Source organism: Acuticoccus sp. MNP-M23 (genome assembly GCF_031195445.1).
GTDB lineage: Bacteria > Pseudomonadota > Alphaproteobacteria > Rhizobiales > Amorphaceae > Acuticoccus.
The window spans coordinates 2,122,753-2,138,894 of sequence record NZ_CP133480.1 but is presented as its reverse complement, the minus strand read 5'-3'; the positions used below and the strand labels follow the sequence as shown (position 1 = coordinate 2,138,894).

Annotated in this window: 13 protein-coding genes; 8 read left to right on the top strand and 5 right to left on the bottom strand. The window is 64.6% G+C overall.

Annotation, left to right across the window (positions count from 1 at the left end):
- The first annotated feature begins 130 nt into the window (after positions 1-130).
- Both RDV64_RS10010 and RDV64_RS10005 read left to right on the top strand, forming a co-directional pair.
- A complete protein-coding gene (locus RDV64_RS10010) occupies positions 131-4,525 on the top strand; it encodes a calcium-binding protein (RefSeq protein WP_309199113.1) in 4,395 nt (1,464 codons plus the stop codon).
- A gap of 118 nt (positions 4,526-4,643) precedes the next feature.
- Complete coding sequence (locus RDV64_RS10005) at positions 4,644-5,294, top strand: LysE family transporter (RefSeq protein ID WP_309199112.1); 651 nt, start codon at positions 4,644-4,646, stop codon at positions 5,292-5,294.
- A 79-nt stretch (positions 5,295-5,373) separates the two neighbouring features.
- Here the strand turns inward: RDV64_RS10005 and RDV64_RS10000 are convergent, their stop codons facing one another.
- The gene (locus tag RDV64_RS10000) at positions 5,374-6,363 is read right to left on the bottom strand and encodes a substrate-binding domain-containing protein (RefSeq protein WP_309199111.1); all 990 of its coding nucleotides are present in this window, start codon (positions 6,361-6,363) and stop codon (positions 5,374-5,376) included.
- A 264-nt stretch (positions 6,364-6,627) separates the two neighbouring features.
- Between RDV64_RS10000 and RDV64_RS09995 the strand changes: the two genes are divergently transcribed.
- From RDV64_RS09995 to RDV64_RS09985, 3 genes are all read left to right on the top strand, one after another.
- Positions 6,628-7,389 carry an ATP-binding cassette domain-containing protein gene (locus RDV64_RS09995; RefSeq protein ID WP_309199110.1) on the top strand — a complete coding sequence of 254 codons (762 nt, stop codon included), beginning with the start codon at positions 6,628-6,630 and terminating at the stop codon, positions 7,387-7,389.
- A complete protein-coding gene (locus tag RDV64_RS09990) occupies positions 7,386-8,384 on the top strand; it encodes an ABC transporter permease (RefSeq protein ID WP_309199109.1) in 999 nt (332 codons plus the stop codon). The genes RDV64_RS09995 and RDV64_RS09990 overlap by 4 nt, the downstream gene beginning before the upstream one ends.
- A gap of 171 nt (positions 8,385-8,555) precedes the next feature.
- Entirely contained in the window at positions 8,556-10,685 is a 2,130-nt protein-coding gene (locus RDV64_RS09985) for a cellulase family glycosylhydrolase (RefSeq protein WP_309199108.1), read from the top strand.
- A gap of 7 nt (positions 10,686-10,692) precedes the next feature.
- Here RDV64_RS09985 and RDV64_RS09980 read toward each other — a convergent pair whose 3' ends face one another.
- Positions 10,693-11,208 carry a transglycosylase SLT domain-containing protein gene (locus RDV64_RS09980; protein WP_309199107.1) on the bottom strand — a complete coding sequence of 172 codons (516 nt, stop codon included), beginning with the start codon at positions 11,206-11,208 and terminating at the stop codon, positions 10,693-10,695.
- On the opposite strand from RDV64_RS09980, the gene RDV64_RS09975 reads away from it, so the two are divergent.
- Positions 11,198-11,335: a hypothetical protein gene (locus RDV64_RS09975; protein WP_309199106.1), complete on the top strand. Its 138-nt coding sequence runs from the start codon at positions 11,198-11,200 to the stop codon at positions 11,333-11,335. The two genes, RDV64_RS09980 and RDV64_RS09975, sit on opposite strands and share 11 nt — an antisense overlap.
- A 46-nt stretch (positions 11,336-11,381) precedes the next feature.
- Here the strand turns inward: RDV64_RS09975 and RDV64_RS09970 are convergent, their stop codons facing one another.
- Genes RDV64_RS09970 through RDV64_RS09960 form a run of 3 tightly spaced genes read right to left on the bottom strand, consistent with a single transcriptional unit; the run spans position 11,382 to position 14,292 of the window.
- Positions 11,382-12,656 carry an alpha-hydroxy acid oxidase gene (locus RDV64_RS09970; protein ID WP_309199105.1) on the bottom strand — a complete coding sequence of 425 codons (1,275 nt, stop codon included), beginning with the start codon at positions 12,654-12,656 and terminating at the stop codon, positions 11,382-11,384.
- The gene (locus tag RDV64_RS09965; RefSeq protein WP_309199104.1) at positions 12,653-13,333 is read right to left on the bottom strand and encodes an RraA family protein; all 681 of its coding nucleotides are present in this window, start codon (positions 13,331-13,333) and stop codon (positions 12,653-12,655) included. The genes RDV64_RS09970 and RDV64_RS09965 overlap by 4 nt, the downstream gene beginning before the upstream one ends.
- The gene (locus RDV64_RS09960; RefSeq protein WP_309199103.1) at positions 13,330-14,292 is read right to left on the bottom strand and encodes an NAD(P)-dependent oxidoreductase; all 963 of its coding nucleotides are present in this window, start codon (positions 14,290-14,292) and stop codon (positions 13,330-13,332) included. The genes RDV64_RS09965 and RDV64_RS09960 overlap by 4 nt, the downstream gene beginning before the upstream one ends.
- Before the next feature lie 349 nt (positions 14,293-14,641).
- Here RDV64_RS09960 and RDV64_RS09955 point away from each other — a divergent pair, with 349 nt between their 5' ends.
- Complete coding sequence (locus RDV64_RS09955; RefSeq protein ID WP_309199102.1) at positions 14,642-15,607, top strand: tripartite tricarboxylate transporter substrate binding protein; 966 nt, start codon at positions 14,642-14,644, stop codon at positions 15,605-15,607.
- A 75-nt stretch (positions 15,608-15,682) separates the two neighbouring features.
- Complete coding sequence (locus RDV64_RS09950) at positions 15,683-16,141, top strand: tripartite tricarboxylate transporter TctB family protein (protein ID WP_309199101.1); 459 nt, start codon at positions 15,683-15,685, stop codon at positions 16,139-16,141.
- The last annotated feature ends 1 nt before the right edge of the window (position 16,142 follow it).

The window sequence follows — 16,142 nt, the reverse complement described above, 5'->3', positions numbered from 1 at the left end:
GGATCCCGAGCGTTTCGGACGCAAAGGTGACTGGACGCATCAGCAGGATAAGTGCAACGTCCCTGTGGAAGCGGCAGGGCCTTAAAATCTCATGGATTTCTGCGCTTCAGGCTGAAGAGGAGTTTGCACATTGCCCACCAACACCCGCACCTCGGCAAAAGTCGTCACAAAGCCCGTTACTGTTCTTGATATCGATCTGAGCGCCGATCTTCAGTCTACGCTCAACAAGGCAGGGACGAATGCGTATGCTGTATTCTTCGACGAGGCGAGTGCAGGAAAGCCGATCGGCTGGACGACTCTGGTCGACAATGGTGTGGTGCAGGGCGGCGGCAAGGCATCGCTCACGCTGACCGAAACGGTCGGCAACGAATTCGTGGGGATGAACGGCGGCAAGGTCTACATCCTGATCCAGAGCGAACACGGCGCTCATTCGGCCGATCTTCAAACTGCCATCAAGACCGAGAGTGACATAAACCCGGGCAAGGCCAAGACGCTCGACTTCCGCTTCGACAGCATCGAGGTCACTCTGCTCGGCCAGCCTGCGGACGCGGGCAACCTCACATCGGTCAACGGCTTCGGCATCCCGATGGAACTCAGCGTCGACTACAATGACGGCACCAGCGCGTCGGTCGGCTACAAGGTTTCCGGCGCGGACATGTTCGACAAGATCGCCACGGCAACCAACCAGACCCCCGGCGCATACAAGGATGGCCCCCTGAAAGGCGAGGACCGTGCCGTCGTCTCGCCGTCGGAATCGGTGGCCGAGCAGGACGGCATCTTCAAGCTGGGCGACTGGCTGAGCTATATCAAGGAGTTCCAGCGGGCCAATACCGGCGTCGAAATTGCCGGGTTCTTCAACGGCGCGCCGGATGCAGGCCCGCCCGGCTTCGGCGGCGTCTGGCACAACAGCAGCTTCTTCGCCTACAGGCTGGAGTGGGACGCCGCCAAAAACGTCTTCTGGCTCAGCCCGACCGAAAGCAGCCTCGTCAAGGGCTTCATCCAGCTCACCGAGAAAGACCTTGCCAACAGCATCTACTCGACGCTGGGCAATGTCGGCGTCTACGAAACCAAGGACTCCGACCCCTACCAGATCCTCTACCACGACGCGGTCAAGAACAGCGAAGGCCACACGGCCACGATGAACAGTGGCGCCAATAACCAGTGGGGCACGGTTCTCACCCAGATGCTGACCGGCTTCTCCGCCGGCTATCTCGGCCAGCACGGCAAATCGGTCAACGGGCACGACACCGGCAGGGTCGATCTCAGCAAGAACTGGAACTGGGACCCCACCTACGCCTTTGGAGACAACCTCTACGGCGCCGGCCCCAAGCACATGGACACCTATTCGCAGGTATTCTTCAACAATTCCAATAGCTACGGGTCTAACTACTCCGACGCGCTGATGAGCAAATTCAGCCAGGGCGGGCCGCAGATCGGCATGTCCAACCCTGGCAACGGGCAGAACGTCAAGACCATCAGCCTGAAGCTGTTCGACGATGGAGAGACCCCCACCGGGTACGTCACCCCCAAAATCGACAACTACCTTTCCGGCGGGGCGGACGGCTATACCGTGCCCGCGGCGGTTTCCGGCAACGTCGTCAGCCTCAACCTTGCCAACGCCACAATGGTGGTGGCCGACGGCACGCGGATCTCGCTCGATATCATGACCAAGCTGTCGGCGGACGGCACGCCAACGTGGCAGACAGTGGAGTTCAAGCCTGCCGCCAAAGGTTCGCTGTGGGATATCTGGGACATCAGCCTGGACGGCAGCGGCACCTACGCGGCCAAGGCAACCGGGAAGGGCCTTGGCCCCGGCCAGATGCAGATCCAAGGCTTTCCCGGCACCGAGGCCGGAACCTACTGGTCCCGGATCACCATCGGTGACGGTGGCAGCGCGAAGACGTTCAACCTCTACACCGAGGTCGCGAAGAATGGAGAGTTCGTCAATCCGCTGGGGTCGAAGCATCCGGATTCGCTGGCCATCGACGGGCTGGCCGAACTCTCGCCGCAAATGTCTGCCGGAAACCAGCAGCCGGACACCATCCCCACCTTCGGCGTCAATTTCATGTACTCGACGTCGACCACGATCGCCCCGGAATACCTTGTCTACAACGACGCCGCCATGATCCCGACGACACCGTCTTCGGCCGTGGTCGGCACCATCGCCCACGGTGATTTCAAGGCGATTGCAGGCCAGGATGCCATTAGCGGCAGCATCGTTGACACCACCGCGCACAAGCTGGCGTTCGGCTGGACCGGCGAGAACGACGCCGCCGGCACGCGCGACTGGATCTCTGCCTACACCAACAAGATCGGCGCGCTGAATTTTGCCGAGATCAACTTCTCAGACACCGGGAAGGGCGGCCCGAAAGTCGCGCCGATCCACACCACGGCCGATCTGGACGGTCAATGGGTCACCGGTGCGACATCGCTCGCCAACGGCACCTACACCGTGACCATGAGCGAGTACCTGTCCACCGACAGGCACCTGAAGAATGCCATCGGCAACGACAGTGCACCGATGACCGTCAAGGTCGGCGCGGCGGAACTGTCGCTCCGTCCGGCTGACGGCGGCACTGAGCTGCGGCTTGCCGGCGGCGGGAAACACGGCCCGGACGGCAACTGGGTCACGCTTTCGGTGGAAGACTCGCCACGCGAGGCGGGCAAGTCGGTTCTGGTCTATCTCGTCGACGCGCGCGGAAGGGCAGTGGACGCGAAAACTCTGAAAGCCGGTGTTTCCATCGAAGACGCCGTGGTGGCCACCATCGGCGCCCACCACCATGATGACGGCACGCTCGTTTTCGGCGGCAGAAAAACGGCCTATCTGCCGGCGGACCTGCGGTTTGCCTTCGCCACACTGTCCGGCGATGGCGCGGTGGAGACCGACGGCACGAAGGTCTCCCGCGGTGCGGCCGGTACCGCAGACGTCACCATCGACGGCTACACGCTGCACGCCCGGACCGACAATCACCATTCCTCGGATGAGGTTCTGGCAAGCGCGCAGCGCGCCACCGGCGCCCCGGTCGTTTATCTGGAGGCCGGGACTTACATCAACGTCGACGCGACCGGCAGCACCGATCAGTCCAACCGCCTCGCCTTCGTGCGGATGGACATCAGCGCCGACACCGGCATATGGAGCGTCGACGGCGTTGCATATGGCGAGACCGATGCCTTCCGCGACGCCGTCCGCGCCAACCTCGACGGTGGTTTCAATCTGCGCGGCAGCGGCGATTTCACCCAAACGACCGTATGGGATCTGGCGGGCGAGACCGGTTATTACGCGCCGATGCTGATCACCGCGGATGGCGAGATCATCATTGCGCCCCGGACCCTGGGCGACAACATCTTCGCCTTCGACGATGAGGCCGGACAGGCCGGTGCCGACAACGATTTTAACGACATGACTGCGAGGCTCTCCTTCCTCCACAATAATGGCGGCCCGGTCCTGTCCACGCTCAGCGACAAGACGCTCGTGGTGGAAGGCAGAGGTGTTGTCCGCGCCGATGGCCGCTTCGTTTCCACCTTCGACGGAGACAACGGCGACTTCCCCGGCACCGCATTCGGCGTTTCGGTTGTGGGCGACGAGAATGATGCCAGCCGTTTTGTGGTTGCCGGGGACGCCGTGTTCCGCGGCGGCAGCAACGGTGTGGTGATCGAAAGCGACACCGCCGTCGTGAAAGTGCGGGAGGGCGGCAGCCTCAGCCTTCGCCCCGGTCCGGACGGCGAACCGAACGCGGATGACAGCAGCATCCTCCATGTGCGCGGCGCAAACAGCGAAACGCTGCTTCACAACAGTGGCCTTATCAAAGGCGCGGTCTCGCTCGGCGCCGGCGACGATCTCGTCGGCGGCGATGGCCGGTTCGACGGCCCGGTCGACACCGGCGGCGGCGACGACCGCTTCAACTTCCGCGGCGACGATGCGCTGGACGCCGTGGCGCTTGGCGGCGGTGATGATCGCTTCCGCACCGCAACGGCTGCTGCAACCGTGAACGGCGGCAGCGGTGATGACCTGGTGCTCGGCGGCGCTGCCGACGACGCGCTGTCCGGCGGCAATGGCAATGACACCGTGCGCGGCGGCGGCGGCGACGATCTCGTGCGCGGCGGCAATGGCGATGATTTCCTCGATGGTGGCAGAGGGCGCGACACGCTGGAGGGCGGCAACGGCGACGACCGGCTGCACGCCGGTGCGGGCGGCGGCACGATGGACGGCGGCGCCGGGGCCGACATCCTGCGCAGCGGCCGGGGCAATGACGACATGACCGGCGGCGAGGGCGCCGACGAATTCATCATCGGCCTTCTCAATGGCAACGACACCATCCTCGACTTCGAAAACGGGCGCGACCGGATCGATCTCAGCACCTACGGCCGTGAAGAAGCCGACTTTCTGACCGACCTTTACCCCGCACTCAGCGAAGCCGGCGGCGACGCGATCCGGATCGACCTTTCGGTCCTCGGCGGCACTGGCAGCGTGGTGGTCGAAGGCCTGTCGTTCGACACGCTCAATGTTGGGGACTTCATTTTCTGACGCTGCGGTCCATTTTCGCGCGGAGATGAGAGGCAGCGCCTTCGTCGGCCGGGTATGCTTTGGCAAGGCACGCCGACAAACTGCCTGCAAGCTCGACCCCAGTCGCTCGGAGGTACCCATGGTTGAACCGACCGGACTGGCGGCGATTTTTGCCGCCTTCTTCATCATCGCCGTATCGCCCGGCCCCGCAACGCTTGCGGTCAGCACGGTGTCGGCCTCTTCGGGACGTCGGAACGGCCTGCTGTTCGGCGCAGGGCTGGGCCTCGGCCTCGGCTTCTGGGGCATCCTGGCCGCGACGGGAATTGGCGCTGTGCTGCAATCGACGACGCAGCTGCTTGCCGCGCTCAAGATTGCGGGCGGGCTTTATCTCTTCTGGCTTGCGTACAAGTCGGCGCGTTCCGCCATGCGCCGCGAAACGGCACCGGATGCCGGCTCCGACACCATCCCGCCGCGCGAAGGGCGCTGGTTCATGCGCGGGCTCATCCTCAACCTCTCGAACCCGAAGGCGGTCATGGCGTGGATGGCGGCCCTCTCGGTCGGACTTGGCGCTGAGGACGGTCTGTTGCGTGTTGCGGCCGCAACGCTTGGATGCACGGCCATCGGGTTCGCGATCTACGCGTTCTTCGCAACCGCATTCTCTCTTGCGGTGGTCATAACTGCATATGTGCAGATGAGGCGCTGGATCGACGGGGTGGTGGCCGGCCTCTACGCGCTCTTCGGGATCGCTCTTCTTCGGTCGGCCATCGCAAAGGGGCCGGCTGCGGGCTGATCGGAATGCCAGACGCGCCCACAAAAAAGGCCCCGCGCTACCGTTTGACCGGCGGCGCGGGGCCTTTCCGTTTCAGCGCCTAGTTGTCAGCGCAGAAGCCGGGGTCTTCGGTGTTGCACACGTCGAGCCCGGTATAGAGCGGGTCATCGACGGTCTCGCCGTTGATGAGCTGGATCATCACGTCCGGCGCCTTGTAGCCCATCTCGAACGGGCGCTGGCCCACCTGCGCATGGCTGCGGCCTTCGCGGAACGCCTGGTTCTGCGGCGGCAGCGTGTCACCGGCGATGATGATGAGCTCGTTGGACTTCAGCTTGTCCATCACCTGATCGGTCACCTGGGTGTAGGCCTGCGGGGCAAACTGGGCCCAGCCACCAACGAGAACGAATGCGTCCAGATCAGGGTTGGCGATGAAGGTGTCAGCCATCTGCTGGTTGGCAAGGTCGGACTGGTCGTTGGTGTAGAGCGGGCAACCCTGGATCTCGGTCCAGCCGTTCTGGCCGTCGAGCCGCTCGATGTCCTTCGCGCCACCGGCAGTGTCACGGAAACCCTGTGCGCGCGAGTTGATGTTGGCCGCACCCACGTTGCCGAGCTGGAGGCAGACGGAGCCACCCTCTGGCTTCAGCTTCATGGCCTCCTCGGCCATCTTCACGCCCATCAGGTAGTTGTCGGTGCCAAGATATGTGGCGCGCAGGTCGCTGGCGTCCGGCAGAAAGTCGGCGTCGATGGTCATCACCGGCACGTCGGGCGCGATGGCGCGGACGCGGTTGGCCATGGCCGGGGCATTGGACGGCGAAATCGCGATGGCAGCGACGCCGCGGACCAGAAGGTCGTCGACAATCTGCACTTCACCCGCTTCGTCGGCCGAAGAGGCCGGGCCGGTGTAAAGGCACTTGTATTCGCTGTCCGCGTTCTCTTCGAGCCACTTCTGGCAGCCAAGGTTGATCTGCTCGAAGAACGGGTTGTCGAGACCCTTGACGACGATCGCCAGGGTCTTGTCGTCCTGGGCGTAGGCTGCGCCCGCGGTCAAGGCCAGTGCGCCGGCTGCAGCGAGAATGGTAAATCGCTTCATAGTCCCTCCCAATTGTTTTGTTCTTGACGGCGACGTATGCCGCATCGCCATTTTTTGTCAGCAGATCGGCAAAACACGTCAGCCCGCAGCCCTTGAAGCAAGGTCACGAATTGAATGGCGGCGCTCCTGCAAAAATGCAAAATAGAACAGCAACCATCCGCAATTAAATTGCAAACACGATAGCGATCTAAGTCTGATAATATTTACTGCCGGCGAATCGTCAACTATATTCTTTCTAATAAACGCACTAAAACAGGGGTGGAAATGGCTTCGGAACGACTGGAATTGACAGGGATCAGTAAGCATTTTGGCGCGATACGCGCTCTCAACGGCGTAACCCTGTCGATCAAGGCGGGCGAAGCGCTCGGCCTTATGGGTGACAACGGAGCCGGCAAATCGACGCTAGTAAAAATCATCGCCGGGAACTTCGGGGCAAGCCGCGGCGAAATCCGGCTGGACGGCAAACCCGTCTCATTTCACCATCCCAAGGATGCCCAGCATGCCGGCATCGAGGTCGTCTATCAGGACCTTGCCCTTTGCGATAACATGACGGCCGCCTCCAACGTGTTTCTGGGGCGCGAGAAGATGAAGGGCTTCGGGCCCATCTCGATCATCGATTATGCCGGGATGCGCAGGCGCGCGGGCGAACTCTTCGCTCACCTCAAGTCCGAAACGCGGCCGAGCGACATGGTGCGCAAGATGTCCGGCGGGCAGCGTCAGGCCGTGGCCATCACCCGGACGCTCCTGTCCGACCCCAAGGTGGTGCTGATGGACGAGCCCACCGCCGCCATCTCGGTGCGCCAGGTGGCCGAAGTGCTGGAGCTGATCCGCAGGCTGCGCGAGCGCGGGATTGCCGTCGTCCTGATCAGCCACCGGATGCCGGACGTGTTTTCCGTGTGCGACCGGGTTGCCGTGCTGCGGCGCGGCGAGCTGGTCGCCGAGATGGCCACCGCCGAAACCTCGCCCGAAGAGGTGACCGGCCTCATCACCGGCGCCATCGAGACCCGGTTCAAGAGCGCAGCATGAACACCTCCCTCGAAGACGCGATCGGCCAGAGCCAGAACCGCACAATCCTGTCCCGGATCGTGGGGCTTCAGGTGTTCTGGGTGTTCGTCGCCGCCATTGTCGCCTGTCTGGCGCTCAGCATCGTCACCGACACGTTTGCCACCGAGCGCAACCTCTTCAACGTCACCCGCAACTTTGCCTTCGTTGCCATCATCGCCATCGGCATGACCACGGTCATTGCGGCCGGCGGCATCGACCTTTCGGTCGGCGCGTCTGTTGTCCTGTCCGCCGTGGTGATGGGGCTGTTCATGAGCGAGGGGCACTCCTTCGCCGTGTCTGCCTTCTTTGCCATTGGCGCGTCGTTGCTGGTGGGCTTCGTCAACGGGGCGCTGATTGCGTTTGTGGGCATCCCGCCCTTTGTGGTGACGCTGGGGATGCTGTCGTTCGCCCGCTCGATGGCGCTGGTCCTGTCCAACAACAAGATGATCTACGAGTTCGGGCCCGATCAGGCCATGCTCCTTGGCATTGGCGGCGGCAACTTCGGCGGGATACCCAACCCGGTCCTTGTGCTGGCCGCGATCGCGATCGTGATGGCGTTCGTTTACCGCTGGACACGGTGGGGCCAGTACGTGTTCGCCATCGGCGGCAACGAACACGCCGCCCTCCTCACCGGCATCCCGGTGCGGATGATGAAGGTGACGGTCTACATGTTCTCGGCCTTCACGGCAGGTGTCGCCGGCATCCTGATGGTCGGCTGGCTGGGCAGCGTCACCACCAACCTTGGCACCGCCATGGAGCTGACGGTGATTGCTGCTGCCGTCATTGGCGGGGCGCGGCTGGCCGGCGGCGAAGGCTCGGTGCTGGGCGCCATCCTGGGCGCACTGCTCATCGAGGTGATCCGCAACTCGCTGATCCTCCTCGGTATCTCCACCTTCTGGCAGGGCGCCTTCATCGGCAGCTTCATCATCTCCGTGGTGGCACTGGACGGCCTGAAGAAATTGCGCGGCAACAACTGAGCGGCGCCGCCCGGACGCCCGCAACCGCAGGATCCGGAGCGGCCACACCTTTGAGGCAACGCGAATTTTCTTGCGTTGCCTCACAATTCGGACAAATCGGTCTGCGAAGGCAGGTTGCGGCTGCGGGCTTCGGTGCCTTTATGCAGTGGAGCAACAAGGAGCGCAGGTCCGATGACACCCACGCCCGGCACGGTTGAATACGCAATACGCTCGGAATGGAACACCGGCTTTGTCGCCGACGTGAACTGGACCCCGTCGGCCGCGGTCAACCATTGGCGCATCGAGCTGACCTTCGACGGAACGCTCGACAACATCTGGAACGCCGCCATCGTCTCCCATGTGGGCGACACCTACATTCTGGAAAATCTGCCCCGCAACGGGGTGCTGGGCGCGGGCGAAACTGTCACTTTCGGTTTCCAGGCCACCGGCGCGCCGGCCGATCTCAGCTTCGCCGCAGCGGGTGACGGGACGGGCGATGGTGGCGAACCCGCCGCCCCGCCGGACGTTTCAGTGGCAGCCGCCTCTACCGCGGAAGGAAATCCGGACGAGGCCGCGGCCGAAGCTTCGGTCATGGGGCCGCTTTCCACCAGCTCCAACCAGATCGTCAACGCGGCGGGCGAAGCGGTCCAGATCGAAGCGGTGAACTGGTTCGGGCTGGAAACCGGCACCATTGCGCCCCACGGCCTGTGGACGCGCAACTGGCAGGAGATGATGGACGAGATCAAGGCGACCGGCTTCAACGCCATCCGCCTGCCCTTCTCGCTGGACGCCGTGCTCGACCCGGCCGCCGTCCCCAACGGCATCGACTTTGGCCTCAACCCCGACCTTGCCGGCCTCGGCGGGCTCGACATCCTCGACAGGATCGTCGGCTACGCCGAAGACATCGGCCTCGGCATCATCCTCGACAACCACCGCTCCGCGGCCGGCGACGGCCCCAATGGCAACGGCCTCTGGTACGATGGCCCTTACAGCCAGGCAGACTGGATCGGCGCATGGCAGACGCTGGCCGCGCGCTATGGCGACAGCCCCGCCATCATCGGCGCGGACCTTGCCAACGAACCCCATGGTGCAACGTGGGACGCATGGGCCAGCGCAGCCGAAGCCGCCGGCAACGCCATCCTGGCTGAAACGTCTGACTGGCTCGTCATTGTGGAGGGCGTCGCCAGCCACAACGGCGATAATTATTGGTGGGGCGGCAACCTCCAGGGTGTCGCCGACCGCCCGGTGACGCTGAGCGCCAGCGACAAGCTCGTCTACTCCCCGCACGATTATCCCGCCTCGGTCTATGCCCAGCCCTGGTTTACCGACGGCAGCAACCTCTTTGATGTGTTCCGCGAGAACTGGGGCTTCATCCACGAAGAGGGCATCGCGCCCATTCTCGTCGGCGAGTTCGGCAGCCGGCTGGAAACCGCCGCCGATCAGGCCTGGGCGGATGCCATCGTCGCCTATCTCGGCGGCGACTTCGACGGCAGCGGCACCGCCGACCCCGGCGCCAACGCCATGAACTTTGCGTGGTGGTCGTGGAACCCGAACTCCGGCGACACCGGCGGCATTCTGGAAGATGACTGGCGCACCATCCGCACCGAGGCGGTCGACCTTCTGGCGCCGCTGATCGGCGATGGCGGCAGCGCGGATCCTGAGACGATCCGCTTCGAAATCACCTTGTCCGAGGCGGCGGACACCACAACGCTGGTGAGTTTTGCGACCGAAGACGGGACGGCCACCGCGGGCGAAGATTATGTCGCAAGAGATGGCACATTGTCCTTCGCCCCCGGCGAAACGCAGAAATTCGTCGACATCACCGTGCTGCCAGACACTGCGCGCGAGGGCGACGAGACCTTCGTCCTGCGCACCACCGGCCCCGCCGGAACAGCGGCGGCGACCGGCACGATTGTGGACGATGACGGGCCGGTGGCGCCGCCTGTCGTGTCTCTTGCCAACGTGCGCGTGGATGAGGCGGTGGGCCGGGCATCCATCACCGCGGTCCTGTCCGAAGCATCATCGGAGCGGTTGTTCGTCGACTACGAGACGATGGACCTGACCGCAGTGGCGGACGAAGACTACCGCGCCCGCGAAGGCCGCTTCGTGTTCGAGGCCGGCGAAACCGAATCCACCCGCTACGTCCGCATCCTGGACGATGGCATCGTCGAAGACACCGAGGCCTTCATCATCCACCTCACCGCCGTCAGCGACGTGACGCTGGACAGGGTCCGCGCCCGCGTGCGTATCAACGACAACGACGCGGATGCGTCAGCCTTGAAGATGGATGCCTCGGCAACGGACGACTTTTCCGGCTTCTGATCCGCGCTCAGCGGCAGTTGCTGAGCTGGTAGGCGTACTTGCTGGCAAAGTTGGAGGTCTTGGCTGCCGTCTTGCGGGCGCCGGGGTCGCGCTTCCAGCGGCCGCGGGCATAGCCGGTCCAACCGTAGCGATAGCTCATGTAAAGCGTATAGGCATCGTCGCGCGGGACGCCGTAGCGCTGCACGGTCTTGGAGTAATACCAGCCGACGAAATCCACCGAATCGCCGAAATTGCCGCGGCGGGCCATGCCGCGCCCGGTCTCGCGCCGGTACTGGTCCCACGTTCCGTTCAGCGCCTGGCTGTAGCCGTAGGCCGTGGACTGGCGCTTCCACGGAATGAAGCCCAGAAGCTTGCGGCGCGGGGGCCGCGCGTCGCCGTCGAACCCGGATTCCACGCGCATCGTTGCCATCAGCACAGGCACCGGAATGCCGTAGCGCTTCTCGGCGCGGCGGGCATCGGCGTGCCAGTCGTTGAAGAAGCCGTCGCGCTGGGCAAAGACGGAGCACACATTGTTGATGGACATGGGCGGCGTGCTGCCGCATCCGGCGAGTGCCAGCAAAGCCAAGGCGAGAAGCGGGTATTTCAGGCGGTTCTGCATGCGCCTGATGATGCGCCCGGACCATGAAAACGCGCTTGCGAATGATGGTTAAATCCCCTTTGAGAAGTTCGCCGTCATTCGCAGGATCGTCAACGCGGTCAGGCGCTGTCTGACGACGGGCGCCACGCCGGCGCCAGGACATTCTCGTCCAGCGCATCCAGCGAACCGAGCCCCAGCATCGCCATGTCGCGGTCGATCTCGGCGGACAGGAGACTAGCCGCATATTCCACGCCCGGAACGCCCGAGACCGCGGCGGCAAACAGGAACGGCCGGCCGACGAAGACGAAGTCCGCACCCAGCGCCATCGCCTTCAGAACGTCGGAGCCACGGCGCACGCCGCTGTCCAGCATCACGGTCATGTTGCCGGCCGCAGCCTTCACCGCAGGCAGCGCGGCGATGGAGGAGAGGGAGGAATCCAGCTGCCGGCCGCCATGGTTGGAGACGATGATGCCGTCCATCCCAAGCGCCGCAGCGCGCGCTGCATCCTCCGGCGCGATGATCCCCTTGATGACCACCTTGCCCTTGAACCGCTCACGCACGATCTGGGCGTGGTGCCACGAAAGGCTCGCCCGCCCGGCGAACGAGCGCACCACCTCCTTGGCGATGATCGGGGGACCGCGCTTCACGTCGTTATTTTCGAAGTGGGGCATGCCGTGGACGCGAAGCGTGCGCAGCATCGTCTCCCAAAGCCACGCCGGCCGCACGAGACCCTGCATCGCAACGTCGAGGCTGGGCTTGAGCGGCGCGCCGAACTTGTCGCGCTTGCTGTCCTCGCGGTTGCCGGCGACGGGCACGTCCGCCGTCATCACCAGCACCTCGTAGCCGGCCGCCGCAATGCGGTCGACCATGGCGACGATCCGCTCGTCATCGCCCGGCAGATAGGCCTGATACCAGCGGCTGGGGCCTTCGTTCGCCACCCGCTCCAGGCTGGTGAGCGACGTGGCGCTCATCACCGCGGGGATACCGAGCGCATGCGCGGCCCTGGCCAGCACCACATCGCCATCGTAGGCCGCCAGAGCGCTCAGCCCCATCGGCGCGATGCCGAAGGGATGGTTGTAGCGGGCGCCGAACAGGGTCGTCGCCTGATCGCGCGTGGCGTGCCCCACCAGAACGCGGGGCATCATCTTCACATGCGCAAAGTCGCTGCGGTTGTCGCCCAACGCGGTCCACGCATCGGCGGCCCCGGCAACGTAGCCGAAAACGCCGCGCGGAAGATGCCGCCGCGCGACCGCCTCGAACTCTTCGAGGTTGAAGACATTGCGCAGACGGCGCGGCGCACGGGTGGCGGCGCGCTTCTCCACACCGGGGTCCGGCGCCGCCGCGGGGCGGCCACCGGTGGCCGGATCGGCCTTGACCGGGGCCGCCTCGGTCATGCCTCGATCTCGCAATTCTTGGCGAGGAGCACCTTGTCGACCCAGCTGCGGTCCATGGTTCCGGCCGCAATATGCTTGAAGTCGGCCTTCTCGGCTTCGAGCTTCGCCTCGCCCGCCTTCAGCACTGCATCCAGCTCGTCGAAGGGCACGCAGAGAACGCCGTCACCATCGCCGATGATGAGATCGCCAGGCTCGATCACCATCCCGTCGATCGCGACCGGCACGTTGATCTCGCCGGGCCCGTCCTTGTACGGGCCACGGTGGGTGACGCCGGCGGCATACATGCCGATGCCGCTTTCGCGGATCTCGTCCGCATCGCGGATGGCGCCGTTGATGACGAACCCGGCAATGCCCTTCTTGATCGACATCGTGGTCATGATGTCACCGAGAATGGCGTTGGAGAGGTCGCCGCCAGCGTCGACCACGATCACGTCGCCGGCCTCGGCCATGTCGATCGCCTTGTGGACCATCAGATTGTCGCCAGGACGGGTCTTCACGGTGAGCGCCGGGCCCGAAAGACGAACGCCTTCCTTGTGGTAGCGCGTCAGCCGCGCGCCGGCGGCCGGCATCCGCCACATGGAGTCGCTCACGTTGGCAACGGGCAGCGCGGCGAAGCGCTTCACCAGCTCGGGAGAGACGGCGCGCTTGCGCTTCAGCACTCGGAATCCGACGGTCATTGTGTTCCTTCCTTGGCGGTTTCTTCGGCGGCGCGGCTCTCGGCCGGCACCGTCAGGCAGTTCAGAACCTTGTCCGCGATGGCGATGCCGACGCGTTTCAGGCTGGCCTCGGTCTGCGCGCCGGCATGGGGCGTCGCGATGAAGCCCTCTACCGCAAGCAGCGGGCTCTCGTAGTTCGGCTCACTCTCGAACACATCGGACGCCGCGCCCGCAAGCTGGCCCGTGGCCAGCGCATCGGCCAGCGCCGCCTCGTCGACGATGAAGCCGCGCGCGCAGTTCACCAGATACGCCCCCGGCTTCATTCGCGCGAGCTGCGCCCGGCCGAACATGCCGCGCGTCTCGTCGGTCAGCGGCATGTGCAGGAAAACGATGTCGGCCACATCCGTCAACGCATCCAGCGACGTTACGGGCGTGACGCCCTCCGGCCATTGATCTGCGGCAAGGTGGGGGTCGTAGCCGACAACACGGGCGCCGAAGCCGTGGACGAGGCGGTGCGCGGTGAGCTTGCCGACAGCACCGACGCCGACAATCCCGCAGGTCAGCTCGCCAAGCTCGAAGCCGCTGCGTGCCGCGCCCTTCAGCCGGGTGCCGGCCCGCAACGCTTCGGTGTGGCGGTGAAGGTTGCGGATCAGTGACAACGCCATGCCCACGGCAAGGTCGGCCACCGATGGTGCGTTGGCGCCCGGCGTGTGGCGCACCTGAATGCCTTCGCGCGCAGCGGCTGCGGCGTCGATGTTGTCGATCCCGGTGCCGTGCTTGCCAACCACCTTCAACCGTCTTGCAGCCTTCAGGTCGGCTTCGGTGACGGGGGTGCCGCGCACGATCACGCCCTCGGCCACCTCCCGCCAGTTGGCGCTATCTGCGGGCAGGCGCAGGTCGGCGGTCTCTGCAATCCGGGCGAGTGCCGCGGGGTGGATGTCATCGAGGACGCAGACGACGGGGCGGCATGTTTCAGTCATCGGCTCACTCCGGAAGACCTTGTGGCGGAACACCCGGCGGGCTGGGCGGCACCTGCGCCACAACGTTGCATTGAAGCAAATGCCCGGTTCAACGCACCGCCGCTCACACCGCGCAAAAGGTACACAAAAAATACAGAAACGTCTGGACCACAAAAAATCGCACTGCGCAAGGCAGCACTGAACGCACAGAAATTCATCAAATATAGTGCTTATTGTGACCGGCCTGCTTGGATTTATCGCGCAAACGGCCGTCAACCCCCTTTACCGGGTACGAGGCATTCCTGTACAGCATTCGTGTCCAAAGTGGCTCTACAGGGGCCGCGCGGAAAACCCACCATTGGGAGGATCTATGAATAAGAAGACCCTGGCCGTTGCCAGTCTCATGCTGGCGACGTCGGTCGGCGTCGCCCCCGCGTTCGCCGAATATCCCGAGCGTCCGATCACCATGATCGTCGCCTACACTGCCGGCGGCGGTACCGACATCGCAGCACGCACGCTGGTCCCCTTCATCGAGAAGGAACTGGGCGGCGCCACCATCACGGTGCTCAACCGGCCGGGCGCCGGCGGCGAGGTCGGCTTCACCGCGCTCAGCCAGGCCGAGCCCGACGGCTACACCATCGGCTTCATCAACACGCCGAACCTTCTGTCGATCCCGATCGCCCGGAAGGCCCGCTACGACCTGTCGAGCTTCGCGCCCATCGCCGACATCGTTTACGACCCCGGCGCGTTCAGCGTGCGTCCGGACGAAGGCATCACCAACCTCGACGAGCTGGTTGCCTACGCCAAGGAAAATCCGGGCGAAGTCACCTACGGCACCACCGGCATCGGCTCCGACGACCACCTCGCCGCTCTCCGCTTCGAGCGACTGACCGGCGTTGAGCTGTCCCACATCCCGTTCTCCGGCAACGTCGACGTGCGTGCCGCAGTGCTGGGCGGCCACATCATGATGGCCTCCATGAACATCTCCGAGACCGTGGCCGACGCCAAGGAAGGCAACCTCGTCATCCTCGGCCAGATGGCTGAGGAACGCTGGGACGGCGCTGCTGACGTGCCGACCTTCAAGGAGCAGGGTTTCGACGTGATCATGGGTTCCGACCGGGGCATCGCAGCGCCCGCCGGCGTGTCCGCCGAAGTCGAGAAGACCCTGTCCGACGCTGTCGACCGTGCCGTGAAGAACCCCGAGTTCCAGGAAGCCGCGAAGAAGCAGGACCTCGCCCTCGCCTTCCAGGACAGCAAGGCCTTCCGCGCGCACCTCGAAGCGCTCGACGAGACGCTGAAAACCCTTTGGGCCGAAGAGCCCTGGGTCAAGCAGTAGGACTGCTGCGGGGCCGGCAACGCCCGGCCCCGCTCCTTTCTCAAAAACAACAGTCAGTCTGGTCGGGAGCAAGCGATGCCCAAGGGTGCCATCGAACTCTTCGCCGCGCTCGTCGTCACGCTCGTGGCGGCCGCCGGCATCTTTGAAGCCTCCAGCTATCGCGGGGCATCGGCCTACATGCCCGTCGCGGTCACCGGCCTTGCCACGGCGCTCGGCGTCGTCTGGATGGCGCAGTCCGTGCTTGGCCTTGCGCGCGGCACCAGCGGCACGCTGAACGTCCCGGCGCCGGTGCTGGTGCGTTTCGTCGCCATTGTCGCCATCGCGGCGGGCTACGTGTTCGCAATTGCGCACTTCGGCTATTTCACCGCCACCATCGTGATGGTGCCGCTGCTGTCCACCGCCATCGGCTACCGCAATTACCGCGTCACGCTTCTCACCACCATCGGCTTCTGCGTCGTCCTTTATGGCGTGTTCCGGCTGCTCCTGTCGGTGCCGCTGCCGCCCGAGACCCTTCTCGAAATGATCGGAGCCTGAC

Coding starts and splice junctions, on each gene's coding strand:
- RDV64_RS10005 (WP_309199112.1), top strand. CDS start 4,644: ATGGTTGAACCGACCGGACTGGCGGCGATTTTTGCCGCCTTCTTCATC.
- RDV64_RS10000 (WP_309199111.1), bottom strand. CDS start 6,363: ATGAAGCGATTTACCATTCTCGCTGCAGCCGGCGCACTGGCCTTGACC.
- RDV64_RS09995 (WP_309199110.1), top strand. CDS start 6,628: ATGGCTTCGGAACGACTGGAATTGACAGGGATCAGTAAGCATTTTGGC.
- RDV64_RS09990 (WP_309199109.1), top strand. CDS start 7,386: ATGAACACCTCCCTCGAAGACGCGATCGGCCAGAGCCAGAACCGCACA.
- RDV64_RS09985 (WP_309199108.1), top strand. CDS start 8,556: ATGACACCCACGCCCGGCACGGTTGAATACGCAATACGCTCGGAATGG.
- RDV64_RS09980 (WP_309199107.1), bottom strand. CDS start 11,208: ATGTCCATCAACAATGTGTGCTCCGTCTTTGCCCAGCGCGACGGCTTC.
- RDV64_RS09970 (WP_309199105.1), bottom strand. CDS start 12,656: ATGACCGAGGCGGCCCCGGTCAAGGCCGATCCGGCCACCGGTGGCCGC.
- RDV64_RS09965 (WP_309199104.1), bottom strand. CDS start 13,333: ATGACCGTCGGATTCCGAGTGCTGAAGCGCAAGCGCGCCGTCTCTCCC.
- RDV64_RS09960 (WP_309199103.1), bottom strand. CDS start 14,292: ATGACTGAAACATGCCGCCCCGTCGTCTGCGTCCTCGATGACATCCAC.
- RDV64_RS09955 (WP_309199102.1), top strand. CDS start 14,642: ATGAATAAGAAGACCCTGGCCGTTGCCAGTCTCATGCTGGCGACGTCG.
- RDV64_RS09950 (WP_309199101.1), top strand. CDS start 15,683: ATGCCCAAGGGTGCCATCGAACTCTTCGCCGCGCTCGTCGTCACGCTC.